Origin of the sequence: Paraburkholderia sp. A1BS-2L, assembly GCF_051125205.1 — a bacterium.
Taxonomy (GTDB): Bacteria; Pseudomonadota; Gammaproteobacteria; order Burkholderiales; family Burkholderiaceae; genus Paraburkholderia.
Window position 1 is genome coordinate 990,247 of record NZ_CP120430.1, and the last position, 23,687, is coordinate 1,013,933.

The window sequence follows — 23,687 nt, forward strand, 5'->3', positions numbered from 1 at the left end:
TCATTTGCAATCGGGATCGTGCATTCTTTCCGGTCATCATTCGCGGATTCGTGGTTCAGAATACGGTTCGCAGCCCAACGCGGGCAATCGCCTGGGAGGCGCTGCTCGACGAGCCCAAAGGGCTGAGGATTCCATTGATGGCGGCGTGCGCGCCGGAATTCGCGCGCTGCCAGGCCCCTTCCGCATAGACCATCGTGCGCGTGGAAAGCGAGTAGCCGAGTATCGCGTTCAACTGGTTGGCGTGATTGCCGTACAGGACTTCGTTGCCCTTCATGTACATGTAACTCAAGCCGAGTGAAAGCGCGGGCGTCAATTGCCAGTTGCTCGCAAGCTGCCCGGCATACGCATACGCGCCCGTCAATTCATTGCGAACGGTAACAAAGCTTGCGGAGGTCAACGTGGAACCCAGGGCGTAGTGAGCGCCGACACCCCAGTTTCGAATCGGAACCTGCGGGGCGCCTTTGAGGGAGCCGGGATACTTCTGTTCGGTATAAGCGGCGCCGAGCCCGAATGGACCGTGATCGTAGTTCACGCCGAAACTCATGCCCGAGTTCGAGCCGAACGATCCGGCCACGCCACCGAAGGAATACAGTGCGCCGGCGGAAAACCCGCCGATCTGGGGAGCCTGGTACTTGACCGCGTTGTTGATCGGTATTCCGTTGGTCCGCGCCCAGCCGAACCAGCCAGTCGGGTTTTGGGGAATGCCGAGATTCTGGAACGGCCCCGCCGCAAAGCTATAAAGGCCGCCGGAGATCAAAGCCGGCGTGTTTTTGCCCTCTGTCAACGAGGTAAACATGAACTCGTAGACGTTCCCCAACGTCAATTTTCCCAGCCGTGGATCGTCGATTCCCAAATACGCATTGCGTCCGAAAATGCCCGGCTGCACGGCCGCTCCCGAGCCGAGCAGAAACTGATTTTCGAGCTTGAAGATGGTTTTCGTTCCGCCTCCCAAATCTTCCGCGCCCTGAATGCCGAACAAATTTGGGGAAAAGATTCCGTCGTCGAACTTCGTGACGGAATGACCGCCCTGATTGGATATGTACGATACCCCGCCGTCGATCATGCCGTACATCGTGACATGGCTTTGTGCAACTGCGCTCGCGACTGGCAGGACTGCCAATAATGCCATTACATAGATACGTTTCATCGAAGTCTCCAAACCTTATTTTTATATACTGCAAATCCATCGCGATGTTTTCGTATCGTTCACATCGCGACCGCCTGCACTATTGCCCTGGACCGACGTCCAGCTGCCTGGCAAGATCGAGCGCCACGTCCACGATCATGTCCTCCTGACCACCCACCATGCGGCGACGGCCCAGTTCAATGAGAATGTCCGCCGTCTTCAGGCCGTACTTCTGCGCCGCCACTTCCGAATGGCGCAGGAAACTCGAATACACACCCGCGTAGCCGAGTGCGAGCGTCTCGCGATCCACGCGCACCGGACGGTCCTGCAACGGGCGCACGATGTCGTCGGCGGCATCCATCAGCGTGCAGAGACCGGTGCCGTGGTTCCAGCCCATGCGCTCCGCCGCCGCGATGAACACCTCCAGCGGCGCGTTGCCGGCGCCCGCGCCCATGCCTGCCAGCGAGGCATCGATGCGGTCGCAACCTTCTTCCACCGCCACGATCGAATTCGCCACGCCAAGCGACAGGTTGTGGTGCGCATGCATGCCCGTCTGCGTTTCGGGCTTGAGCACGGCTTTCACCGCGCGAAAGCGCTCGCGCACGTCGTTCATCGTCAGCGCGCCGCCCGAGTCGACCACGTAGATGCAGGTCGCGCCGTAGCTTTCCATCTTCTTTGCTTCGGCGGCGAGGTTTTCCGGCGTGGTCATGTGGCTCATCATCAGGAAGCCCACGGTGTCCATGCCCAGCTCGCGCGCGTACTCGATGTGCTGCTTCGAGATGTCGGCTTCCGTGCAGTGCGTGGCGATGCGCACCACGCGCGCGCCCGCGTTGTACGCAGCCTTCAGGTCATGAATCGTGCCGATGCCGGGCAGCAGCAGCGTCGCGATCTTCGCGTGCTCGACCACGTCGGCGACGGCCTCGATCCATTCGAGGTCGCTGTGCGCGCCGAAGCCATAATTGAAGCTCGAGCCCTGCAGGCCGTCGCCGTGAGCGACTTCGATGCTGTCCACCTTCGCGCGGTCCAATGCGCGGGCGATGTCCTGCACGTTCTGGATCGAGTACTGGTGGCGAACGGCGTGGCTGCCGTCGCGCAGCGTCACGTCGGAGATATAGAGTTTCTTGCTCATGGGCTCAGGCTCCCTGCACGTTCAAAAGCGCCTGCGCCATGCGCTCGGCAGTGGCGAGCGCGGCGGAAGTCATGATGTCGAGGTTGCCCGCGTAGGCAGGCAGATAGTGCGCGGCGCCTTCCGCTTCGAGGAACACCGAGGTCTTCAGGCCACTGAAGCGCCCAAGGCCCGGGACGTTCAGCGGTGCGCTCGCGGGAATTTCATCGAACTGGACCTTCTGCTTGAGGCAATAGCCCGGCACATACGCGTGCACCTTCGCGACCGTTTCCTCGATCGATCGCTCGATCTTTTCGCGGTCGGCGAGATCCGAAAGCGTATAGACCGTATCGCGCATCATCATCGGCGGCTCGGCCGGGTTCAGCACGATGATCGCCTTGCCCTTCGCTGCGCCCCCCACCGCTTCGATGGCTTTCGAAGTAGTCTCAGTGAACTCGTCGATGTTGGCGCGCGTGCCGGGCCCCGCCGATTTGCTGCTGATCGACGCGACAATCTCCGCGTAATGCACCTTCGCCACGCGCGACACCGCGGCAACGATGGGGATCGTGGCCTGGCCGCCGCAGGTGACCATATTGACGTTGAGCGCGTCGATATGCGCGTCGAGGTTCACGACCGGCACGCAGTAAGGGCCGATCGCGGCGGGCGTGAGGTCGATCATGCGGATGCCCGGCTTGCGCGCGCGCAGCAGCGCGTCGTTCTTCACATGCGCACCAGCCGAGGTCGCATCGAACACGAAGTCTATGTCCTTGAAGACGTCCAGCCGCGTCAGCCCTTCGACGCCTTCATGCGTGGTCGCCACGCCGAGGCGAGCGGCACGTGCGAGGCCGTCCGAGTTCGGATCGATGCCCACCATCGCGGCCATCTCCAGATTCCGGCTGTTGCGCAGGATCTTGATCATCAGATCCGTGCCGATGTTGCCCGAGCCGATGATCGCGGCCTTGAGTTGTTCCGAAGCCATGTAAAGTCCCCTGAATCAGGCGATAAAAGTCGCGCGAACGCTGCCGAGCCCTTCGATCTGTGCGGTATAGGTGCCTGGCTCCTTGACGGCGACCATCGGCCCGAGTGCGCCCGTGAGCACGACGTCGCCGGCGCGCAGCGGCGTGCCGAGTTGCACCATCCGGTCCGCCAGCCACACGGCCGCATTCAGCGGGTTGCCGAGGCACGCCGCGCCGTTGCCGCGCGAGAGCACCTCCCCGTCGCGCGCGAGTTCCATCGCGCATGCGGCGAGGTCGATCTGCGAAAGCGGCACCGGGCGGCTGCCCACCACGAAGCGCGCGCTGGACGCGTTGTCCGCGACCGTGTCGACGAAGCGGATGTCCCAGTTCTCGATGCGGCTGTCCACCACTTCGATCGCTGCGAGTGCATACGCACTGGCGCGCAGGACATCGACGAAAGTGTGTTTCTCGTGCGTGAGATCGTGCTCGAGCACGAGCGCGATCTCCGCTTCCACTTTCGGCTGGATCAGTTGCGAAAGGGGAATCGGTTCGCCGTCGCCATGCGCCATCGAAGCGAACAGCGCGCCGAAGTCGGGCTGATCGACGCCCAGTTGCTTCTGCACTGCGAGCGAGGTGAGGCCGATCTTGCGACCCACGATGCGCTCAGCGTTCGCCACGCGCCGGTCGACGTTGGCCTGCTGGATGGCGTAGGCGGTCGCCATATCGGTCGCGGCGATCTCGCCGCGCACGGGCGCGATCACCGCGCGCGTGCGTTCGGCATCGCGCAACCGCGCGGCCAGGGTAGTGACCACCGTGTTATCGGGCATCGGCGTGCACCTCCTCCGTTCGAGCGGTGCTTGCCGGCACCGAAAGCCCGCTCACGTCGGCTGCAGCCACGAAGCGGTCGGGCCGCAAGGCGACGGCGCGCGCGCCGTATTTGCGCAGCCACGGGCGCAATACGCCATCCAGATCGATCAGTTCGCCGGGCCCCTGAGTGCGCTGGTCCTGCTGACGCAAGGCGATGTAGCGCGCACCTAGCTTGTCCCACGCCGCTTTCTCCGCGGACGTCAGCAAGGTCGCGGGATCGACGTCGTCGCCGAGCAGCACGAAGCCGTCGCCCAGCAGGTCGTCGAGACGCGCCATCACCCCGCGCGTGTCGCCGACGACGGGTTGCGGCACCATGCGGCCGACGATGCTATCCGCGGCAAGCGGCCCGCGCAGCCATCCGCCAGTGAGCACCGGCGGCGCGATCAGCGGCGGCTCCGGCGCATCGGCCGGCGGCGGCGCGCTGAGCGCGGCCTGCTCCTCTTCCGAGAGCTCCTGCTTGATGACGCGGCCGAGCTGCACGGCAAGCTGCGTGTAGAACTCCGCGTTGGGACGGCGCTCCGTTTCATAGGAATCGAGAAAGTGCTCGGGCAAGGTTCCGTTGATCACGCCCGCGAGCTTCCAGCCCAGATCGAACGCATCGCGCATGCCGGTCTGCATGCCGGCGCCGGCCCAAGGCGGCATCAGATGCGCGGCATCGCCGGCGAGGAACACGCGCCCGACACGCCACTTGTCCGCCATCCGGGTGTGGTGGCGGTAGAACGCGTGCTGATGAATTTCGACGTCGTCTGCGCGTACGCCCAGCGCCTCGAGCAGCGGCCACACCTGCTCGTTCGTCGAGAAGTCCGCTTCGGTCTCGCCCGGCTTGAGCGGCAGCTCCCAGCGGTGATTGCCGCCCGAAAGCGCGATGTCCACGACCGGCCGCTCCTTGTCGGACCAGAAGGTCAGCAGATTGCGGTCCGGCCACCAGCGCTTCACCCGGCAGTCGATGACGATCCACAGCACTTCCAGCGTATCGCCGAGCAGCTTCACGCCGAGCGCGCCGCGAGTCGCGCTGCTCCCGCCGTCACAGCCGATCGCATAGCGCACGCGCACGCTGGTCTTCGCGTCCGTCGCGACGTCTTTCGCCGTCAACGTGACGCCCGTTTCGTCCTGATCCAGCGACACCACGTCCAAGCCATAGCGCACGTCGATCTGCGCATGCCGGGTTGCGCATTCGCGCAAAGTCGCTTCCATCGTCGGCTGGTAGATGTTGAAAAAGCGCGTCCGGGTGCCCAGCGTCGAAGGCGGATGCTCGATGCGCATGATCTCCGTGCCGTCGTAGCGTATCCAGCGCAGCGCGCGCTGCGGATCGATGCACTTCAGAACGGCTTCGTCGACCCCGAGGCTCTGGAAGATGCGCATCGTCCAGTCGTTGACGGTCACGGCGCGGGCGCGCGGATAGATGTCGCGGTGACGTTCGAAAACGACCGTGGAAATGCCGTATTTCGCAAGGGTCAGGGCGGCAATGATGCCGCTCGGACCATAGCCGACGATCGCAACGTCGGCGTCAAAACGTTCTTTCATGGGATGCGTCCACTCGATGATGTGCGGTGTTTCAGTGCTTCAGAAAATCGATGACGAGGCGGTTGAACTCGTCGGCATGCTCCCATTGGGCCCAATGACCGCACTTCGGCAGGATGTGGAGCCGCGCATCCTGCAGGGTGTTGATCATGCGCAGGCCATGATCGAGGGGCACGAAACGGTCGTCGCGCCCCCACGTCACCAGTGTTCTGTGCGCGATCTCCGGAAAGCGGGCGCTCAAGTCCCACTTCGTGACAGGGCAGAGATTCGAACTTTCGACAAAGTTCTTCAGGTGATTGAGGTTCGACTCGATGTTGCTCCACCGGCCCTGACGCAACTCCTCGGTGATCGCCTTGGGGTCGTAGACGAATACCTCGAGCATCGCCTCGAAGTTCTCGTAGGTAGGCTGCATGTACAGCTTGAACATGCGCTTGATACCCTCGCCCGGCTGCGGCTGAATGATGCTCGGGCCTTGCGCGCCCGGCCCCATGAGCACGAGACGATCCATGCGTTCGGGGTACTCCAGCGCGAAACTCAAGGCCGAGGCGCCGCCCATCGAGTTGCCGACCAGATGGGCCTTGTCGATGCCGAGTGCGTCCAGCACGCCCTTGGTCGCGCGCGCGTTCAGCAGATTGCGCGGCACGTCGCTGACAATCTCGCCCGACTTGTTGAAGCCAGGGCTGTCGATCAAGAGCACGCGAAAACCCGCGCTCACGAGTGCATCGACGTTGCGGTAGTAGTTGCTCCAGCCGCTTGCGCCGGGACCGCCGCCGTGCAGCATCACGACGGTCTGGCCGCTGCCGGCATCGTTGAAGTGGATAGAGAAATTCTCGAGTGCAGGCTCGTTGATGGTGACGAACTTGCTGGTACTGGCTTCGGTCAAGGACATTTTTCTGGTTCCAATGGCTTGCGGCGTTTCGATGGCTTTCGCGCGATGCACGCGTGGTGGACGGGTAAGGCGGTAAGGCGAACGCTCAATGGGCGTTCGGGGCCGGTGCGCCCGGCGGCGGATTGAGCCTATGGCCCCAGTCGCTGAGTTCGGAATAGCGTCTGGTTTCCCACGTGTCGTCGTTCACGACGATGCCGCCCGCGCCGAATTCGATCGCGAAACCCGACGGCGAGATCAGGTAGAACGAGAACATCCCGTCGTTGGGGTGGTGACCGAGCTCCATCAGAATCGGCACGCCCGCGGCCTTGCAGCGGTCGTAGGCGAGGCCGACGTCGTTGGGGTCGCTGCACTCGATCATCATGTGGTGAATGCGCTTTCGGACCGGAAACGGCACCTCGGCGACGGCCAGCGAATGGTGACGGCCCGTGCGCGCATGGAAGAAGGTCACGTCGATCGTCATGCCCGGCGCGGCATCGCCCTGAATGGTGTCGCTGAGCTTCAGGCCGAGAATGTCCTCGCAGAACGCCTTCGCGCGCGCGCTTTGCTTCGGCACGGTCACGAAGTGGCCCGCGCCGAGGCGCCCGGTGCTGAACCCTCCGCGCAGCACTGGCGAGCGGAACGTGTCACGGGTGTTGGCCCGATAAGCGGTGCTGTAGAACTCGTGGCGGATACCGTCGTGGTCCACGCAGACGAAGAGCCGGGCGACGCGGCGCTGGTCGGCGACCGCCTTGTCCTCCTCGGCGACTTCGACTCCGCGCGCGCGCGCCTGGGCGACGAACGCATCGAGCTGTGCATCCGTTTCGAACTCCCAGCCGGCGGCGAGGAAGTCGTCGATCTCGTTTTTGAGCAGCAAGATGCGCTGTTCGTAGTCGTCCATCCGCAGGCCCAGCGACTCGCCAGCCACGCGTTTCCCGGGCTGCAGGCCCAGCACGTTGACGGCGAACCCTTCCCAGGCCGCGAGGTCGCTGACCCCGAGAACCATGTATCCGAGCGTCGAGACGCTATGCATGACCTCTCCTTGTTCGTACTGCTATTTAAATGCCGTGAATTTCCGGATGAAGTGACCGGCGGGCGATGGCCTGGAGCGCCGCGACTCCGGCGTCAGGTCAAGCGCGTTTGATGTGGAACAAAGTATAGAGACGGGGGTAGCGCGGGAGGAAACCGCCGTTTTCCATAGGAGGTATTGGCGAAGCCGCGTAGGTAAAAACGCCAGGAAAGATGGCGGGCATTTCCCGATTGTGCGCGGGCGAGCGCCAGTAGACGATTTTCGGTCCCGGAGGCGAAAATTTCCGCCACCGAACAGCATCCGACGACGAATCCAGTCATGAGTCAATCGAACCAGCTACGCAACGTCAATCTCAATCTGCTGCCGATCCTCTACACGTTGCTGAAGCATCGAAACGTGACGATTGCCGCAAAGGAATTGCATCTGACGCAATCGACGGTCAGCGGCAGCCTGAAACGCCTGCGCGAAGTGTTCGACAACGAACTGCTGGTGTTCAACGGGCGAGAGCTGCTTTTGACGGAGAAGGCGAAGGCGCTGCTGCCGCTACTGGAACGATTCCAGCTCGCGGGCGAATCGCTGCTCGGCACGCTCGAATTCGATCCCGGCGAAATTACCCACCGCTTCCGGATCGCCTCGGCCGACTGGCTGAGCTTCCTGCTGGTGCCGCCCCTGCACCAGCGGCTGAGCAACCACGCTCCGAAATCCGGCGTGCAGTTCGTCCATGGCGACCGGAATTCGGGCGAGGGTATGCGGCAGGGCATGATCGACATGGTGATAGCCCCGGAGCAGGTATCCGACTGGTCGGGTCTCAATCTGTTCAATGACGACTCCGATTACCAGTACGAGCATCTGTTCATCGACCGGATGGTTTGCATTGAATCGACAAGGCACGCGCCATCGCCGGCCAGGCTCGACGTGGACGCTTACCTGCGCCACACGCATATCAGCTTCAATCTGGGGTTTCGAATTAACGCGAGCATCGAACGCGATACGCTTGCGGCAGCGGGCCTCACGCAGCATGACCAGTTTCTGGTGCCCGAATTCACGACGCTGCCGCACATGGTGGCCGCGACCGACTGCATCGCGACGTTGCCGCTGTCGCTCGCGCGACATTTCGAGTCGGTGCTGCCGATCCAGATCTTTGAGCCGCCGGTAGCGTTCCCGCCGCTGAAGGTCATCATGGCCTGGACCAAAGCGAGTGATCGCGACGCGACGCATTGCTGGTTCCGCCAGCAGGTTCGCGAGAGCATCAGGGAGCGCACCGCCGGATTGAGCGCAAATGAAGGGGAATCCGCAAACGATGCATCGACATCCGCTCGGTAGCGCATGAATCTCGTGGCCGCCTACGCCAGCGCGATCTTCTGCGCGCTCGCCATCCAGGCGGTGTCCCGGTACCGGCTGCGCATGCCGGCCACGCTGCCCGCCGAGTGATCCCTGAGCAGCGGGGCCGCCCGCTAATTCGCGCCCCATCGGCAGGCGAATCGGCGCAAAATAGCTGCGCAACCGGCGGCGCGCACGGCGCCTCCCCGGAGTTGCGAACACACACGCTCGACGCCACGGGGCTCCATGTACGGCTTGTTGATAGGACCCGCTACGCGCAGGCAGGCAATCTTCGCCAGCCTCTGCGCGCTCGCGATCATGCTCACACTCGCGCTGACGGCGCCGCGCGCCCGCGACGCCCTGCCCGCCATCGGCCCATTCATGCCGATGTGCGCGCTGACCGTGTTCACCACGTCGGGCATTGCGGCGTTCATGCTCGGCGCGCGCTTCGCAGTCACGCGTTTGCCGATGCTCGGCGCGCTCGGGGGCGCCTATGCTTTCACCGCCATTACCGTTGCATTGCAGTTGCTGATGTTTCCTGGCGTTTTCACGCGCACGGGATTGCTGGGTGCGGGCCCGTATAGCGCGGCGTGGATGTGGGTCTTCTGGCACGCGGGCTTCCCCGCGCTCGTGATCGTGGCCGAACTGGTGCGCAGCCGCGCGCCGGACGACCCGTCCCAGCGCGCGTGCCTGGGCCTGGATGCCCGCTCCTGGCTCCTGATCGCCGGCCCCGCGATGCTCGCCGCGGCGCTCGGGGTGTTCGTGGTTCGCGTCGATCTGGCCGAGCCGTGGCATGCGTCCACGGCAGCGTCGGCCGCCACGCGGATTGCGCCAGCAGAGCTGGCCGCCGGTTCCATGGGGCTCGTCATCTGCGCGCTCAACCTTGTGGCCATCGCCGTCGTCCTGTTGAAGGGTCGGCTGCGGCTCGTGCTCGACTGGTGGATCGTGGTGGCGCTGCTCGCCTCGCTCGTCGACGCCGCGCTCAATACGCTGAGCATCGAGCGCTTCACGCTGGGCTGGTACGTGGCCCGCATCTTCAGCATGTTCGCGCCGGGCGTGCTGGTGTGCGTGCTGGTCTGGGAAGTCACTGCGCTCTACCGGCAGTTATCGGAAGAGCATGCCTCGCTGATCCAGACATCGGCGCATGACGCGCTCACGCACGTGTACAACCGCAGCTATTTCGACGAGCAGTTCCGCCGTTTGTTCGAGCGTGCGGCGCGCGGTGCGCAACCGCTTTCGCTCGTGATGGTCGACGTCGATCACTTCAAGCTCTACAACGATGCCCACGGCCACCTGCACGGCGATGCGTGCCTCAGCGCCGTGGCCGGGGCGCTCGCGCTCACGCTGCGCCCCGGCGACTTCGTCGCGCGCTACGGCGGCGAAGAGTTCGCGCTGGTGCTGCCCGGCGCCAACGCTGACGAAGCCTGCACCGTCGCAGAACGCGCACGCGCGGCAGTCGCGCAGCTCGCCATGCCCTCGCCTGCGCCGGCGGGCCGGGTCACCGTGAGCGCCGGCTGCGCCACGAGCAGCCCGGGCGGCGCGCCCAACCCGGCTGCAAGCGCGGTGCCCCATGCGCTGATCGCCGCCGCCGACGCAGCGCTCTATGCCGCCAAGCGCGCCGGCCGCAACCGCGTCGCGAGCGCCGCACAGGGCTAGTGCAGGCGACGGCGGCGCGCGATACAAAGAGCTCGGGCCGCAAGGCTCACTCCGCGACCGGCCCCGAGTCCGCCGGCAGATGCGCCAATGGATCCACCGCGTGGCTGCCTTCGCGCATCTCGAACTGAAGCAGCGCCGCGCCGTCGCCTTGCACGCCCATTTCGGCAATGGCTGCGCCCTGCTGCACCGCATCGCCTTCCCGAACGAGCAGACGGCGATTATTGCCATAGGCCGTCACGAAGCCATTGTCGTGCTTGAGGATGACCATGAGGCCGTAGGTCTTGATGCCGTCGCCCGCATAGACGACGCGTCCCGCGGCGGCGGCCTTGATCGGGCTGCCCGCGCTACCGGCAATCTCGATGCCGCGCGAGCCGCCTTCGCCGAACTCGCGCACGACCATGCCGTTGACCGGCCAGACGAATTGCGGCGATGCAGCCGCGGGCGTAGCGCCTGACGTTTCCGCAGCCTGGTCGGCGCCCGCAGGCGCGGGATTCGCCTGCGCCGGCCCGGCATCCTGCGGCGCCACCCGCAGCACCTGGCCCACGCGCAGCGGGGCGCCGGCCGCCAGATCATTCCAGCTCGCGATGTCTTGTGGCGTGCGTCCGAATCCCAGCGCGATCCTGGCGAGCGTATCGCCCGGCTGCACGCAGTAGTACCCCGAGCTCACCTGCCGGCAATGCATCGCGAAAACCGGGGACTTCCGCTCCATATCGAGCGCGCACCCCGACAGCATGCCGCCGGCGCCAATCAGGACACTCAGCAGGACGCCCCAAACAACGCCGTGCCGCCGCACTTTCAAACTCGATCTCATTAATTCGTCATCCTGTATTTAATCGGTGAGATGAGCATTATGAAAGGCGGGCGCGGCACCTCATCTCAGTTTTGCAGGCGTAACGATGCCGTGTTCGAAGCCGGGCAATGCGCGGAATAATGGATGAAAAAGCGGAATAAAAAGCGCACGAGAAAACGCGCGCTTCAAAAGACACCGAGCGCGAGTCCGGCGGCCAGCCCCGCGCCCAGTTCCGCACAGCGTTCGAGATCGTCGGCACCGATGGTCTTGGGCGCGAGAATGCGTTCAGGCGTCTGCGCATGGGTGCAAACGATCACGCCCGGCGCCACCGTCTTTAGCCGCCAGCCCGTGGCGATGCGATCGATCTGGCGCAGCGCGTTCTGGCCGTCGCTGCCCGCGCAGATCATGACCGCGTAGGGGCGGCCGTTCACGCGGTCGAGCGCCGCGTAGTAACTGCGGTCGAAGAAGTCCTTCATCAGCCCGGACATGGCCGCGAGATTCTCTGGCGTCGCGAACAGATAGCCGTCCGCGGCGAGCACGTCTTCGGGTTGCGTGGCATCCGCGCGCTGCAGCTTCACCGCGACGCCCGCTTGCTCGCGCGCGGCCGCCGCCGCTGCTTCGGCCATTTGCTGCGTGCCTCCGGTCATCGTGTGATAGACGATCAGCAACGTCTTCATGCGTATTCACTCTTCGCTTCGCCGACGCGCCGGAATGGCGCGCCCCATCGTTTCGATGATACCGCCACGCACGCCGCGCTTCGCGCGAACCGCTGTATCATGCGCGCATGCCTACCTTTATCGCCCTGCTGCGCGCCGTGAACGTCGGCGGCACCGGCAAGCTCCCAATGACCGAGCTGCGCGCGATGTGCGAGGCGCTCGGCTTTGCAGGCGTGCGCACCTATATCGCGAGCGGCAACGTCGTTTTCCAGAGCCGGCTAGCGGCCGCGAGCGTGAAGAAACAACTCGAACGCAGCCTCGAAGATTACGCGGGCAAGCCGGTTGGCGTGCTGCTGCGCACCGCTGACGAAATGGCCGCTGTGCTCGCGGCAAACCCCTTCCCGAGCGCACCTCCCGAGCGCACGCTCGCAATCTTTCTTGACACCGCCGCAAGCGCCGACGCGCTGGAGAAGGCGAGCGGCCAGGGCTCGGAACTCATGGCCCTCGGCACGCGCGAGATCTACGTGTACTACCAGGACGGCATCGCGCGCTCGAAGCTCAAGATTCCCGCCGCGAAAAACGGCACCGCGCGCAACATGAACACGGTGGCCACACTCGCGCAGTGGGCCGCTCAGAGTTGAGGCAACGCGCGCCGTCCCCCTGTCACGCAGCGGCGCGATGATGGGCGGCCCCACTTCGAGGAGATGCAAGCAATGGCACTTCCCTACGGCTATGCGAAAGGCAAGATCGTGACCACGCCGAAACTCAAACCCACGCAGCGGCCTCATGAAGTGCAGTACCACCTGCATTTCGGGCTCTCGGTCGCGGGCGCGCAATGGGACATCGCGGTGAACGTCGGCACCACCGACGCCGACGATCTGCTCAAGTACAAGCTGCCGTTCGACTTCAGCCACCCCGTGCTCGCGACGCTCCAGAGCGCCGCATCCGGCTCGCACGATCTCACCGGGCAGGACGCGCTGCCCGCGCTCGATTTCCAGCGCAGCGACTTTCTCGCCAACACCGGCAACTGGCGCGACAGCGACGTCATGGACGGCTCGAACGCAGTCGAGCCCGTCGGCACGCTGGAGCGCCTGCTGGTGCGCGCGATGCAGTCGGGCTTCGACGTCTACGTGTTCGGCCGCTTCTATAGCGAAGGCAACGGCGTGCACGACGTGCACATGAACCAGGGGTCGAAGGGCGAATTCATTCATCGCCCCGGCGACGACAGCAACGACCACAACGACATCTGGCAGGACGGCGCGTTGCTTGTCGATCTGGGCGCGCCGCAGTGGGCGCTCTATGTGGCGGCGTTCGATCAGCAATGGCTGCCGACCGACGACCTGGGCAATCCGACGCCGGATTCGAAGCCGCTTTCGTAAGCGCGCTCACGCGCTCGATTCAGGCGATTGAAGGTCAGCCAATCGATGCAAGGGTCTGCTTGAACGCCTGCACGAGGCGTTGCGAGGTGCAAGCGGGACGCGCCGGGAAAAAGAATCGGCCTACGCCCCCTTGCCAGTCACCGGTCATCGATCACGGTTCACGCGGCGCGCGCACAGGGCGCCGCGTTCGTCGCGGATTGTGCCACCACGGCGCGAATGCACGCGATCGCATGATCGACGTCTTCCTGCGTCGTATAGCGGCCGATGCTGAAGCGCAGCGTGCGGCTGGCCGCCTCGGCGTCGAGCCCCAGCGCGCTCAGCACGTGCGAAGGCGCGCCCGAGGCGGAGTTGCACGCCGAAGTGGACGACACGGCAAGATCGGCGGACAACATGAACGGGAAAAAGCCAGGCAGGTCGATGGTGAGGCTCAGCGTATGCGCGATCCGGCGCGCCGCGCGCGCGTTTTGCGTCACGCCTTCGAGGCCACGCACGCCGTCGAGCAGGCGTGCGGCCAGGCCCGCGATGCGCTGCGTGTCGGCCTCCATCTGTGCAGCGGCCAGCGCGCAGGCCGTGCCCATGCCCACGATCTGGTGCGTGGCCAGCGTGCCTGAGCGCAGCCCGCGCTCGTGGCCGCCGCCGTGCATCTGCGGCGCGATGCGCGCGGCCACCTCGCGGCGCACATAGAGCGCCCCAATGCCCTTGGGCCCATAGACCTTGTGCGCCGACATCGACAGCAAGTCGATGCCCATCGCCTTCACGTCGATGGGCGTCTTGCCGAGCGCCTGCGCCGCATCCACGTGCAGCAGCGCGCCCGCTTCGTGCACGATCGGCGCGATCGCGGCGATGTCCGTGAGCGTGCCGATCTCGTTGTTCACGAGCATGAGCGAAACGAGACCAGTGTCGCTGCGCAGCGCCGCCTTCACGGCCTCCACGCCGATGGTGCCGTCGGCATCGGGGCGCACATAGGTGAGCGCCATGCCGCGCTGCTCGAGATTCGCCATGGTGTCGAGAATCGCCTTGTGCTCGAGGCAGCTCGTGATCAGATGGCGCGCGCCCGTGGCCGCATCGGCATAGCCCTTCAGCGCGAGATTGTTCGATTCGGTGGCGCCCGAGGTCCAGACGATTTCGTCGGGTGCCGCGCCGATCAGCGCCGCCACCTGTGCGCGCGCCGCTTCCACGAGACCGCGCGCCTTCGTGCCCGCCGCGTGCGAACTGGAGGCCGGATTGCCGAATGCACCCTCGATGCCAAGGCATTCGCCCATCGCGGCGATCACGCGCGGGTCGGCCGGCGTCGTGGCCGCGTAATCGAAATAGTGCAGTTTGTCGCCCATGATCCGTTGTTCTGTCGCTGATTGAATGGACGATCATGCTACGCGGCAGACTGTAGAAAGTGTTTTCATAATTCCGGCCGCCGCCGGCCAGCCGCAGAATTATTTTCTCTGTTCGACTGTTAATAGGCGCCGCTCTTAAAGGAAATAATCCGGTGGCGCCAACCCCACGGCGCCAGGCGCGATGCATGCCCCTTCCATACGGCTTTTTCGAGCCTCTTCCGGCGCCGTGCAGACCTATGCGAATTTAGGGCAAGAAGCCCGCCGGGCGCGGCTTTGCCGGCGGCCGCTCGAGCCTGCGGGCCGCGCGGCACGGCGCTTGCTGCCGGCTTTCGATTTTCTTTTCAAATTCTCGTACCATTCGCGCGTAATTCCCGCCAGATGCGTGTTTTCCCGCATGACTCCGGCTTACGATTTATTTTTCATTTCTTTCTAGTTTTGTTGGCTTACCGTCATGCCAGCCGAATGGCGTTCGCAATGCGAACCTCTTCATCGTCCCGAAGGAACAAGGGGTAGGCCCATGACGATAACAACCAAAGTCTCGATTTGTCTGCCCACGTACAAGCGGCCGGATCTGTTGATCGACTGCATCGAATCGTGCTTTGCGCAGACGCACAAGAATATCGAAATCGTGATCGGCGACGACTCGCCCGATGACCAGGCCGAACGCATGATCGCCGAACGGTACGGCAACGACGCGCGCATCGCGTATCGGCGCAACACGCCCGCGCTCGGTCAGGCGCGCAACGTCGCGAGCCTGTTTGCGCGCGCAACCGGCGACAAGATCCTGCTGATCCACGACGACGACTACCTCGCCGAGCGCTGCATCGAGCGCCTGCTCGCGCAATGGGAGCGCTATCCCGGGATTCAGGCCGCGTTCGGCAATCAATACGAAGTCGACCACGACGGCAGCGTGGACCACGCCTCGAGCGAGCACATGAATCACGCGTATCACCGCACGAGCGCGGCGGCTGGGCTGCAAGCCCTGCCGGGGCGCACCGGCATCGTGCAGATGTTCCCGAATAACGGCTGGCTCGCCGACGCCGCGCTCGTCAAGCAAATCAGCTACGACGAGCAGCATGCCGTGTGCTGCGATTACGTTTTCGGCGTGCGCCTGTGCCTCGCGGCGCGGGGCGTGTGCTACATCGACGAACATGTCTCGTACTACCGGAAAACCGATGTCTCGGTTTCGCAGTCCACGCGCAATACCACCAGCGCTTCGTCGCTCGCGGCCTGGCGCTTCCTCCACGGACTGACGCTGCCGCCCGAGCTCGAGCCCGCGCGCAAGCTCGCCATGCGCCGGTTCGTGCCGATCGTGGTTTCGCTCTACGCGCGCAACAGCCAGGCGCGCGAAGGCCTGAGCCTCGCGCTAGGCAACCTCCACGCGTACCGGTACGGATTGAGCGCGCGGCTCTACTACCACCTGCTGATGATCGGGAAGGGCTTGCGGCGCGCAAAAGGCCGGCCGCAGGCGATGGCGTTCGACGCCGACGAGATGGGCGTGGATGCGGCGCCGGTTGCGCCAGTCGCACCGGTGGCGCCGATGGTCGACGTCACGCGCACGCGCGTGCCCTGATCGCGATTTCACGACGCGAGCCGCCTTCACGCAGGCCCGGGTCGTGCGCCCGCACGATCATGCGGCGCTCTCCTCCACCATATAGCTGCTCACCTCGCGCCGCTCCAGCAGCGGAATGATCTCCCCCACGCCGATGCGCTGGAAATGCGGCGTCTCGCGATGCTCGGCGAGACCATCGGCATCGCTGTACTGCTCGAGAATCACGAAGTGCACGGGCCGCTCCGGCGAGCGGAAGTACTCGTAATAGCGGTTCTTCGGCTCGGTGCGCGTGGCCACCGCCAGTTCGGCGAGCCGCGCCGCCACCGTATCGCCATTGCCCGCCTTTGCGTAGTAATGCGCGATCACCTGCAAATAACGCTTAGCCATTCATTGCTCCTGCAATGCCAAGAGTGCGACCTTCGAGGTCGAGATTCCAGAGTTCGGTGTCGCTGGTCGACACCGCCACGGCGCCGCCGCCGAGAATGCCAAGCACGTCCGCTTCGTTGCACACGAAGCCCGACGCGACAATGGGAGGCAACGCCTTGCGGTCCTGTGCCGAAAGCCGCGCGAGCATGGGCGCGGGCATCAGCTGCACGAGGTTCGGGTCGCTCTGCTCGAGCGCCTTCACGCTGCGCGGCCAGGTCGAGCGGTCCGTCACGAAGACCTTCTGCATCGTGACGAGACCGGCCCGGTTGCCGCGCTGGATCGTGGCCACGCGGGTGGAAACAAGGCTCGTCACGCCAATGTCCGCCAGATATTCCACGCCGCCCTTGTCCTGCGAAAGGCCGTCGCAACTGTCGATATTGACGATGACGTACTTGTCCGCCTTCGCGAGCGCCGCCACGACCCGGTGCAGCTTGCGCAGATCGACGTTCGCAACGATGGCGACTTCCGCCGCGCTTTGCACAAAACAGTCGATCTCGTCGGCGCCGTAGAGCGTCGCAATGACCGGATGGCGCGTGAGGCGCCCGCCAAGTGACCTGTCCATGGGTATCGTTACTGGGTTTCGTGGAGCAACTCGTCAGTCAAGCCGAGCTTTCCGGGGTTGAGGATGTTCTGCGGGTCGAGCGTGCGCTTGATGGCCTGCAGCACGGGAAATGCCGAGCCCAGCGAATCGCTCATGTACGGCGAGCGCAACAGGCCAACGCCGTGATGATGGCTCAGCGTGGCATTGTGCCGGATGATCACCGCATTCGCTGCATCCCATGCCGCGCAATACCACTGCGCGCGCGAGGCCACGTCCACCTCGCCGCGCAGCGAGAAATAGAGACACGCGCCGTCCACATAGGCATGCGACTGGTGCGCCGACCCCGCGAGCGTGCCCGGCACCGCGTTGATGGCCGCCACCACGTCGCGATAGATGGCCGCGAGATCTTTCCACGGCCCGATCATTTCGAGCGTATCGGCCACGAAGCCAGGGCTGCGCTTGAAGCCTTCGGCGCTCTTGCCCGTGAGGTAGCGCGTATCGAGCCAGCGCTCGAAGATGGCCTCGTGATCGAGCCGCTCGCCGAGCGCCGCGCACACGCGCTCGCTGATCTTCAGCACTGCATCCACCATCTCGCGCGGCCCTTCGTCGGCCACCAGCAGCACGTTTGTATTGGGCAGGCCGAATTGCACGCCGCTTTCGAGTTCGTCGTAGAGCCGCAGCGCCGCCGGGTTCGCGCCGCGCTGCAGGATCTCGCGGCATGCGTCGAGCCCGGTGGCGAACGACTCGAAGCCGTATGCAATCGCGCGCCCATAGTCGGGCAGGCGATGCAGCTTCAGGCGCACGCGCACGATCACGCCGAGCGTGCCTTCCGAGCCGATGAAAAGCTGCTGCAGATCGGAGCCCACGGCCGCGCGCGAGTATCCGCCCACGTTGACGAGCCGGCCATCGGCCAATACCACGTCCATGCCGAACACCATGTCCTCGATCTTGCCGTAGCGCGTGGAAAGCTGCCCCGCGCCGCGGCACGCCACCCAGCCGCCCACCGTGCTGATCGCATACGACGATGGCCAGTGCCCCATCGTCATGCCGTATTCGCGCTGGATGGTCTCCTCGAAGATGTCGCCGAACATGCCCGCTTCGACCTCGACGATCTGGCTCTCGCGATCGAAGCCGATGAAGCGGTTCAGCCCGCAGACGTCGAGCACGATGCCGCCGCGCAACGGCAGCGCCGCGCCTGTGACGTTGCTGCGGCCCGCCGACGGCGTCACCGGTATCGCACCGGCGTGCGCGATGCGCAACACGGCCTGCACCTGCTCCACCGTCGAGACGCGCACGATGACCGCATGCGGCGTGGCGGGCTTGCCCGCCGTCTCGGTGACCATCGAGCGCGCCCACCAGTCGCGCGTGAACGCGACCACCTCGGCGTTCTGCGTGAGCACTTCGTCGGCGGCCGCGCGCAGCGCGTCGAGCTGCTCCCGCGTGAGCGCCACCGGGTCGCGCTGCAGGCCCGCCTCGGTGCCGGGCTTGTCGATGCCTGCCGCCCAGGGTGGCGGCGTGTGCGCACCCACGATGTAATTGCCGCGGTTATAGCCTCGCTTGATGGCTTCCTTGCTGATCATGCGGTATCTCCCATAAGGACGGATTTATCGTGCTCGACAGCGGCGACGTAGTCGCTCACCTGACTTGCAACGGTGGCAGGCGGCAGGCCCAGCTCGGCCTGCAGAATGTCGCCCACGCGCGCGGCGGCGCGCGCTGAGGCATCGCGCGCCATCAGGCGCGCGCGCATGCGCCGCGACAGCACGTCGTCGACGGTGCAGGCGAGTTCGTGGCGTGCGGCGTAGAGGACTTCGGCTTCGGTATAGGGCAGGCCGTCGACAATGGGCCGCAAAAGCTGCGGATCGGCCTGCGCCAGATCCGTGACGAAGCGCGCTTCCGTGCCGTAACGTTCGCCGAAATGCGCGCCCAGTCCGCCCGAAGCGACGATCGCCTGAGCGTCATAGCCCGCCGCGCCCAGCAGATACGCCGACTTCGTCGTGCAGCGGGTGCGCTTGCCGATAACTTTTTGGGCGGCGTCGATGGTCTGCTCCGCCATGTGCCGCGAGGTGGTCAGCTTGCCGCCGACGATCGTGACGAGCCCATCGGGTGCGACGTGAATCTCGTGATTGCGCTTCATTTCCAGCGTCTTTCCACCGGGCGGCCCGACCAGTGGACGGCAGCCGGCGATGCTGCCCACCACATCCTCGGCGCGCAAGTCGGTTTTCAGCGCCGAGCATGCGCCCTCAAGCAGAAAATCGAGCTCCTTGCGCGTGCAACAAACGTCGTCGAGATCGCCGCGATAGTCTTCGTCGGTTGTGCCCAGATAGGAGACGTTGCCCCAGCGCGTGATGGTCGCGCGCCGGCTGCGGCCCGGCACGGGAATCGTCACCGTGCAGTCGTTGCGGATCTTCAGCCACGGAATGGCCACGTGCACCCCTTTCGCCGGGCGAATCTGCAGAGCGGGCTGATCGCCCTTCCTGCGGCCGCTCCAGTCGCGCAGCCAAACTCCCGTCGCCATGATGACCACGCCCGCCCTCACGCGCAGCTCGCGGGCATCCGCGTGCACGATCAAGCCATCCACGCGCCCTTGCTCGTTGCGCGTGACTTCCATCGCCTGCGCGTGATTGACCACGGCCGCGCCGTGAAAGGCCGCCGTGCGCGCGATATTGAGCGTGAGCCGCGCGTCGTCCACACGCGCGTCGAAGTACATGAAGCCGCCGGTCAAATGCGTTTCGTTGAAGGTGGGGCAATGCGAGAGCACCTCGGCCTTGGTGAGCTTCTGGTGGAGGATGCCTTCGCGCCAGCCGCCCGCGAGGTCGTAGGTCCACAGCAGGCTTTCGAAGGCCTTGGCGAGGCGCTTGTCGAACACGCCGTCGCGCTCCATCACCGGGAACAGAAACGGCAAGCGCTGCACGAGATGGCGCGCGTTGCGGCGCAGGCGCTGGCGCTCGAGCAGCGAATGCCGCACGAGGCCGAGATTGCCTTGCTCGATGTAGCGCAGGCCCCCGTGCACCATCTTCGACGACTTCGACGAGGTGCCCGCGGCGAAGTCGCTTTTCTCCACCAGCGCGACGCGATAGCCGCGCAAGCTCGCGTCGAGCGCCGCATAGGCGCCGGTCACGCCGCCGCCCACGATGGCGATATCGAACGTCTCGCTCGCGAGCCGGTCGAGCTGCTCGGCCCGCACGAGACGCAGCGGCTCCGTTCCCGTCATGCTCGCCCGCTCGCGATTGGCCTTTCTCGATGGAATCCACACCATGTAGTTCGTTCTCCTGCTCAGCCTTGTTCGAATGCATTCGCGTGGGCAAGCTCATGCTCCACGCGCGTGCGCCATGAGGCGCGGCGCTGCTCTCGGGCGTCCGCCGACGCGCGCGGCTCGAACACCGCGTCGATCGCAAGCGTTGCGCGTGCGGCGTCCAGCGACTCCCACAGCAGGCCCGACGCGCCCGCCAGGAAAGCCGCGCCGCGCAGGCTCGCGCGATCGCTCCCGCGCATGCGCCGCACGGGCACGCCGCTCAAGTCGGCCTGAACCTGCAACAGCGTGTCGCTCGCGCACAAGCCGCCGCCCACGATCAGCTCTGCGGCGTTCACCTTGGCCACCGCTGCGTTCGCGTCGTTGCACAGCGCCACCGACTGGGCGATGCCTTCGAGAATCGCGTAGGCCACCTCGGCCCTGGTGGTGGCGATCGACAGGCCCGCGAGCGAAGCGCGCGCCCCTGGCTGCAATTGCGGCACGCGCATGCCGGTCAGCGCGGGCAGGAACGCCACGCCGCGCGAGCCCTGCACGGTGGCCGCAAGCGCGCTGATCTGCTTCGGCTCGTCGAACCATTGAAGCTTTTCGCAGATCCAGTTCAGCGCGGAACCCGTGGTCGGCACGAAGGTCTCGAGCGAGAAATGCGAAACCTTGTCGTGGCGGCGCGCCGTCATGGTCAAGGTGCCTTCGTGGCCGCCCGCGTCGTGCGGCAAATCAGTGCCGATCAACAAGTCGACGAAGCTGCCGGTGCCGTGCACGCACAGCGACTGGCCGCGGTCGAGGCAGCCGAGCCCCACCGCACCCGCGAGCTGGTCGCCGGCACAGGCGAGAATGGGCACGTCGATGCCAAGCACGTCGGCGCGCGTGTGACCGAACATGTCGGCGTCCTCGCGCAATTGCGGCAGCAGCGCATGAGGAAAGCCCAGCGCATCGAGCCAGTCCGCGCAATAGCGGTGCTCGGCAAGCACATAGGCACTCGCGGAGGTCGCATTGGTGGGCGTGGTCACACAAACGCCTGCGTTCGACAGATGCCACAGCAGCCAGCTGTCGACAGTGCCGAAAGCGAGCCGTCCTGCGCGCTGCGCTTCGATCACGGCAGGCGTTTCGCGCAGATGATGGACGGCCCACAGATACGGCGAGCGCACGCCCACGGGACGCCCCACGCGCTCGAGCAGCGTGCGGTCCCAGCGCTCTGCCAGCTCCGCGAGCTCGCCGGCGTAGCGCGTGTCCTGCCAGACCATCGCCGGCACGAGCGCACGTCCGCTTTGCGTGTCCCAAAGCACCGCCGTGGCGCGCTGCGTGGCAATGGCCAGCGCCACCACCTCCAGGCCCTCGGCTGCGGCGCATGCGAGCGTCGCCCGGCAGACCTCGATGGTCTTCGCGAGCGTGACGTTCGCGTCCTGCTCCACGACGCCTGCCCGCGGGCTTTGCACCTGCAGCGGACGATACTCGAGACAGGACACGTGGCCGCGCGCATCCACCACGGCGGCGCGCGTGCCCGACGTTCCTTCGTCGATGGCGAGAATGACTTGCTGGGTTCGGGTCATCGCTGGGACTTCTCCATCGCAGGATTCATGAAGGTGCTCTCGCGCGCCGCGTCGCCGCCAAACTGCGGCGCGCCGGACTCGTTATCGGGCGTGATGGTCGTGCGCGTGGGATCCCAGCGAATCACGAAGCAGATCACGCTGGCGACGAGCGGCACGACGGCGAGAATGAGAAAGGTATGTTCGAGCCCGTAGCGCGCGCGAAACAGCGGAAAAACAAACAAGCCGAGCGCAGCGCCAATCGAGCCGAGCGCGCCCACGACGCCATTGGCGCCCGCGCGCAACTCGCTGCGAAACGACAGCGAAGAAAGGGTTTTGCCGTTCGCACCCGGCCCGGACGAATGAAACAGGATGAACAGCGATGGCACGATGGCGGCAAGCCACAACGGCATCTTCGCGCTATAAAGGCCGAGTATCAGCAACATCGCGAAGACCGCCGCGAAGCCGAACGCGGAAGCGCGGCGCAAGCCGATGACCTTGCCCACGACCGGCGACATGAACCCGCCCACAATGCCGAAGAGATTGAAGAGCAGCGCGCCGAGCGTCGCATAGACGAAGTCCTTGCCGAACAGCGACGCGCTGATGAGCGGCAGATACCAGCCAATCGCGAAGTACTGGATGGACTGCGCGATCTGCACCGTGGCCGCCAGGATCGTGCGCGGCAGATAAACGCCGCGAAAGATCAGCGCAATGTTGGCGAAGCCGCGCTGCGCCTGATTGAGCACAGGAATGCGCTCCCCCAACGGCGCGGCCACGAATGCCCGCGCATAGATGCGGCTCAACGCATCGGCGGCTTCGTCGAGACGCGCTTTGCGCGCGAGCCACATCGGGCTTTCGACGAGGTACAGCAATTGCAGCACCAGAATCGCCACGCCGAATATCGCGGTGGCCGCAATCGAATAACGCCAGATCGAATCGCCCACGTGCCACGAATGAAATAGCAGCGCGAGCACGAGATTCAGGCAGACGGCCGTGTACCACATGCCTTGCCATGCATTGAGCCGGCTTTTCAGGCGCGCGGGCGTGAGCTCCGCGAGCATCGCCATCGCAATCGCGAAGTCGATGCCGTAGGCCATGCCCACGAAGAAGCGCCCCGCGAGAATGACCGCGTAGCCCGGTGCGAACATCACGAGCACGGCGCCGGTCACGGCCAGGCATTTCGCCAGCACGAGCGGACGCACGCGGCCCCAGCGGTCGGCCATCCAGCCGCCAATGGGATTGAACGCAATAGCGACCCATGAAGCGAACGACGTCATCAGCGCGACCTGCGCCGCGTCCAGATGAAGATCGCGAGCCATGGGCCCGAGGCCTGCGCTCAATGCGGAATTGGAGAATGCGTCGAGAAACAGTCCGCCTAGTGCGAGCCACCACACAACGCCGGCTCGACCGGGAATGCCACGACAGGAATCGATGAAGGAAATGACGTCGTCGACGCCACGAATCTTGATCGCGACCGATTGCACAATCTGCCTCCAGTATGTGTACTGTAAGAGGCCAATGCAATTGCGACGCGCATAAGAGACCACCTTACAGATAGTCTCTTATCTAGATCTGCGCCCACACCTTAAGACGCGAAATTCAAGGTGTCAAGTGGGGACTGCGCGTGGATGGCGCGTTACTTGTGCTTCCTTTCAACGCGTCAAGCCAGCGTGCACCTTGCCCACGCCGCTTCTTCAATCCCGCTAGTATTACGGCTCGATTGTTGTTCCGCGCAGCCCCCGCCGCGCATTCACCTTGAAGCAGAACCTTGAATCAGGAGTACGGTAAATGTC

At 65.0% G+C, this 23,687-nt stretch carries 20 protein-coding genes and 1 pseudogene; 5 read left to right on the plus strand and 16 right to left on the minus strand.

Annotated features, from left to right (window positions below; all coding sequences use genetic code 11):
• Positions 1-55: 55 nt before the first annotated feature.
• From P5W98_RS29010 to P5W98_RS29040, 7 genes are all read right to left on the minus strand, one after another.
• On the minus strand, positions 56-1,147 hold the full coding sequence (locus P5W98_RS29010) for a porin (RefSeq protein WP_421027239.1): 1,092 nt from the start codon (positions 1,145-1,147) through the stop codon (positions 56-58).
• A gap of 79 nt (positions 1,148-1,226) precedes the next feature.
• Positions 1,227-2,255 carry a 4-hydroxy-2-oxovalerate aldolase gene (gene dmpG, locus P5W98_RS29015; RefSeq protein WP_421027240.1) on the minus strand — a complete coding sequence of 343 codons (1,029 nt, stop codon included), beginning with the start codon at positions 2,253-2,255 and terminating at the stop codon, positions 1,227-1,229.
• A 4-nt stretch (positions 2,256-2,259) separates the two neighbouring features.
• Entirely contained in the window at positions 2,260-3,210 is a 951-nt protein-coding gene (locus P5W98_RS29020; RefSeq protein WP_421027241.1) for an acetaldehyde dehydrogenase (acetylating), read from the minus strand.
• A gap of 15 nt (positions 3,211-3,225) precedes the next feature.
• Complete coding sequence (mhpD, locus tag P5W98_RS29025) at positions 3,226-4,014, minus strand: 2-keto-4-pentenoate hydratase (protein WP_421027242.1); 789 nt, start codon at positions 4,012-4,014, stop codon at positions 3,226-3,228.
• The gene (locus P5W98_RS29030; RefSeq protein ID WP_421027243.1) at positions 4,004-5,578 is read right to left on the minus strand and encodes a bifunctional 3-(3-hydroxy-phenyl)propionate/3-hydroxycinnamic acid hydroxylase; all 1,575 of its coding nucleotides are present in this window, start codon (positions 5,576-5,578) and stop codon (positions 4,004-4,006) included. Before P5W98_RS29030 ends, mhpD begins: the two co-directional genes overlap by 11 nt.
• Before the next feature lie 31 nt (positions 5,579-5,609).
• Positions 5,610-6,464, minus strand: coding sequence for a 2-hydroxy-6-oxo-6-phenylhexa-2,4-dienoate hydrolase (bphD, locus tag P5W98_RS29035; RefSeq protein ID WP_421027244.1), 855 nt, complete (start codon positions 6,462-6,464; stop codon positions 5,610-5,612).
• 85 nt (positions 6,465-6,549) lie between these two features.
• Positions 6,550-7,473: a VOC family protein gene (locus P5W98_RS29040; protein ID WP_421027245.1), complete on the minus strand. Its 924-nt coding sequence runs from the start codon at positions 7,471-7,473 to the stop codon at positions 6,550-6,552.
• A gap of 315 nt (positions 7,474-7,788) precedes the next feature.
• Between P5W98_RS29040 and P5W98_RS29045 the strand changes: the two genes are divergently transcribed.
• Both P5W98_RS29045 and P5W98_RS29050 read left to right on the plus strand, forming a co-directional pair.
• Complete coding sequence (locus P5W98_RS29045) at positions 7,789-8,793, plus strand: LysR family transcriptional regulator (RefSeq protein ID WP_421027246.1); 1,005 nt, start codon at positions 7,789-7,791, stop codon at positions 8,791-8,793.
• Positions 8,794-9,036: 243 nt separating this feature from the next.
• Positions 9,037-10,446, plus strand: coding sequence for a sensor domain-containing diguanylate cyclase (locus P5W98_RS29050; protein WP_421027247.1), 1,410 nt, complete (start codon positions 9,037-9,039; stop codon positions 10,444-10,446).
• A 46-nt stretch (positions 10,447-10,492) separates the two neighbouring features.
• Here P5W98_RS29050 and P5W98_RS29055 read toward each other — a convergent pair whose 3' ends face one another.
• Both P5W98_RS29055 and P5W98_RS29060 read right to left on the minus strand, forming a co-directional pair.
• Complete coding sequence (locus tag P5W98_RS29055; RefSeq protein ID WP_421027248.1) at positions 10,493-11,257, minus strand: peptidoglycan DD-metalloendopeptidase family protein; 765 nt, start codon at positions 11,255-11,257, stop codon at positions 10,493-10,495.
• Between the two features lie 164 nt (positions 11,258-11,421).
• Positions 11,422-11,913: a flavodoxin family protein gene (locus P5W98_RS29060; protein WP_421027249.1), complete on the minus strand. Its 492-nt coding sequence runs from the start codon at positions 11,911-11,913 to the stop codon at positions 11,422-11,424.
• Between the two features lie 107 nt (positions 11,914-12,020).
• Here P5W98_RS29060 and P5W98_RS29065 point away from each other — a divergent pair, with 107 nt between their 5' ends.
• Positions 12,021-12,533 (plus strand): DUF1697 domain-containing protein, encoded by a 513-nt coding sequence (locus P5W98_RS29065; protein WP_421027250.1) that lies wholly within the window; start codon positions 12,021-12,023, stop codon positions 12,531-12,533.
• Positions 12,534-12,605: 72 nt separating this feature from the next.
• Positions 12,606-13,271, plus strand: coding sequence for a DUF2278 family protein (locus P5W98_RS29070; protein ID WP_421027251.1), 666 nt, complete (start codon positions 12,606-12,608; stop codon positions 13,269-13,271).
• Positions 13,272-13,450: 179 nt separating this feature from the next.
• On the opposite strand, the pseudogene P5W98_RS29075 reads toward P5W98_RS29070, so the two are convergent.
• A pseudogene (locus P5W98_RS29075) lies at positions 13,451-14,602 on the minus strand (cysteine desulfurase family protein); the annotation flags it as partial.
• Positions 14,603-15,119: 517 nt separating this feature from the next.
• Between P5W98_RS29075 and P5W98_RS29080 the strand changes: the two are divergent.
• Entirely contained in the window at positions 15,120-16,175 is a 1,056-nt protein-coding gene (locus tag P5W98_RS29080; protein WP_421027252.1) for a glycosyltransferase family 2 protein, read from the plus strand.
• A 57-nt stretch (positions 16,176-16,232) separates the two neighbouring features.
• On the opposite strand, the gene P5W98_RS29085 is transcribed toward P5W98_RS29080, so the two are convergent.
• The 6 genes from P5W98_RS29085 to P5W98_RS29110 are packed head-to-tail and all read right to left on the minus strand — an operon-like array spanning position 16,233 to position 23,378.
• Positions 16,233-16,541, minus strand: a complete 309-nt coding sequence (locus P5W98_RS29085; protein ID WP_421027253.1) for a putative quinol monooxygenase — start codon at positions 16,539-16,541, stop codon at positions 16,233-16,235.
• Positions 16,534-17,142 carry a glycerol-3-phosphate responsive antiterminator gene (locus tag P5W98_RS29090; protein ID WP_421027254.1) on the minus strand — a complete coding sequence of 203 codons (609 nt, stop codon included), beginning with the start codon at positions 17,140-17,142 and terminating at the stop codon, positions 16,534-16,536. The genes P5W98_RS29085 and P5W98_RS29090 overlap by 8 nt, the downstream gene beginning before the upstream one ends.
• Positions 17,143-17,150: 8 nt before the next feature.
• Positions 17,151-18,701 carry an FAD-binding oxidoreductase gene (locus P5W98_RS29095; protein ID WP_421027255.1) on the minus strand — a complete coding sequence of 517 codons (1,551 nt, stop codon included), beginning with the start codon at positions 18,699-18,701 and terminating at the stop codon, positions 17,151-17,153.
• Positions 18,698-20,377 carry a glycerol-3-phosphate dehydrogenase/oxidase gene (locus P5W98_RS29100; protein ID WP_421027256.1) on the minus strand — a complete coding sequence of 560 codons (1,680 nt, stop codon included), beginning with the start codon at positions 20,375-20,377 and terminating at the stop codon, positions 18,698-18,700. The genes P5W98_RS29095 and P5W98_RS29100 overlap by 4 nt, the downstream gene beginning before the upstream one ends.
• Before the next feature lie 17 nt (positions 20,378-20,394).
• A complete protein-coding gene (locus tag P5W98_RS29105) occupies positions 20,395-21,918 on the minus strand; it encodes an FGGY family carbohydrate kinase (RefSeq protein ID WP_421027257.1) in 1,524 nt (507 codons plus the stop codon).
• Positions 21,915-23,378 carry an MFS transporter gene (locus P5W98_RS29110; RefSeq protein ID WP_421027258.1) on the minus strand — a complete coding sequence of 488 codons (1,464 nt, stop codon included), beginning with the start codon at positions 23,376-23,378 and terminating at the stop codon, positions 21,915-21,917. The genes P5W98_RS29105 and P5W98_RS29110 overlap by 4 nt, the downstream gene beginning before the upstream one ends.
• Between the last annotated feature and the right edge of the window lie 309 nt (positions 23,379-23,687).

Bases quoted from the DNA above. Each gene is read 5' to 3' on its own strand.
- P5W98_RS29010 (WP_421027239.1), bottom strand. From the start codon at position 1,147: ATGAAACGTATCTATGTAATGGCATTATTGGCAGTCCTGCCAGTCGCG.
- dmpG (WP_421027240.1), bottom strand. From the start codon at position 2,255: ATGAGCAAGAAACTCTATATCTCCGACGTGACGCTGCGCGACGGCAGC.
- P5W98_RS29020 (WP_421027241.1), bottom strand. From the start codon at position 3,210: ATGGCTTCGGAACAACTCAAGGCCGCGATCATCGGCTCGGGCAACATC.
- mhpD (WP_421027242.1), bottom strand. From the start codon at position 4,014: ATGCCCGATAACACGGTGGTCACTACCCTGGCCGCGCGGTTGCGCGAT.
- P5W98_RS29030 (WP_421027243.1), bottom strand. From the start codon at position 5,578: ATGAAAGAACGTTTTGACGCCGACGTTGCGATCGTCGGCTATGGTCCG.
- bphD (WP_421027244.1), bottom strand. From the start codon at position 6,464: ATGTCCTTGACCGAAGCCAGTACCAGCAAGTTCGTCACCATCAACGAG.
- P5W98_RS29040 (WP_421027245.1), bottom strand. From the start codon at position 7,473: ATGCATAGCGTCTCGACGCTCGGATACATGGTTCTCGGGGTCAGCGAC.
- P5W98_RS29045 (WP_421027246.1), top strand. From the start codon at position 7,789: ATGAGTCAATCGAACCAGCTACGCAACGTCAATCTCAATCTGCTGCCG.
- P5W98_RS29050 (WP_421027247.1), top strand. From the start codon at position 9,037: ATGTACGGCTTGTTGATAGGACCCGCTACGCGCAGGCAGGCAATCTTC.
- P5W98_RS29055 (WP_421027248.1), bottom strand. From the start codon at position 11,257: ATGAGATCGAGTTTGAAAGTGCGGCGGCACGGCGTTGTTTGGGGCGTC.
- P5W98_RS29060 (WP_421027249.1), bottom strand. From the start codon at position 11,913: ATGAAGACGTTGCTGATCGTCTATCACACGATGACCGGAGGCACGCAG.
- P5W98_RS29065 (WP_421027250.1), top strand. From the start codon at position 12,021: ATGCCTACCTTTATCGCCCTGCTGCGCGCCGTGAACGTCGGCGGCACC.
- P5W98_RS29070 (WP_421027251.1), top strand. From the start codon at position 12,606: ATGGCACTTCCCTACGGCTATGCGAAAGGCAAGATCGTGACCACGCCG.
- P5W98_RS29080 (WP_421027252.1), top strand. From the start codon at position 15,120: ATGACGATAACAACCAAAGTCTCGATTTGTCTGCCCACGTACAAGCGG.
- P5W98_RS29085 (WP_421027253.1), bottom strand. From the start codon at position 16,541: ATGGCTAAGCGTTATTTGCAGGTGATCGCGCATTACTACGCAAAGGCG.
- P5W98_RS29090 (WP_421027254.1), bottom strand. From the start codon at position 17,142: ATGGACAGGTCACTTGGCGGGCGCCTCACGCGCCATCCGGTCATTGCG.
- P5W98_RS29095 (WP_421027255.1), bottom strand. From the start codon at position 18,701: ATGATCAGCAAGGAAGCCATCAAGCGAGGCTATAACCGCGGCAATTAC.
- P5W98_RS29100 (WP_421027256.1), bottom strand. From the start codon at position 20,377: ATGGTGTGGATTCCATCGAGAAAGGCCAATCGCGAGCGGGCGAGCATG.
- P5W98_RS29105 (WP_421027257.1), bottom strand. From the start codon at position 21,918: ATGACCCGAACCCAGCAAGTCATTCTCGCCATCGACGAAGGAACGTCG.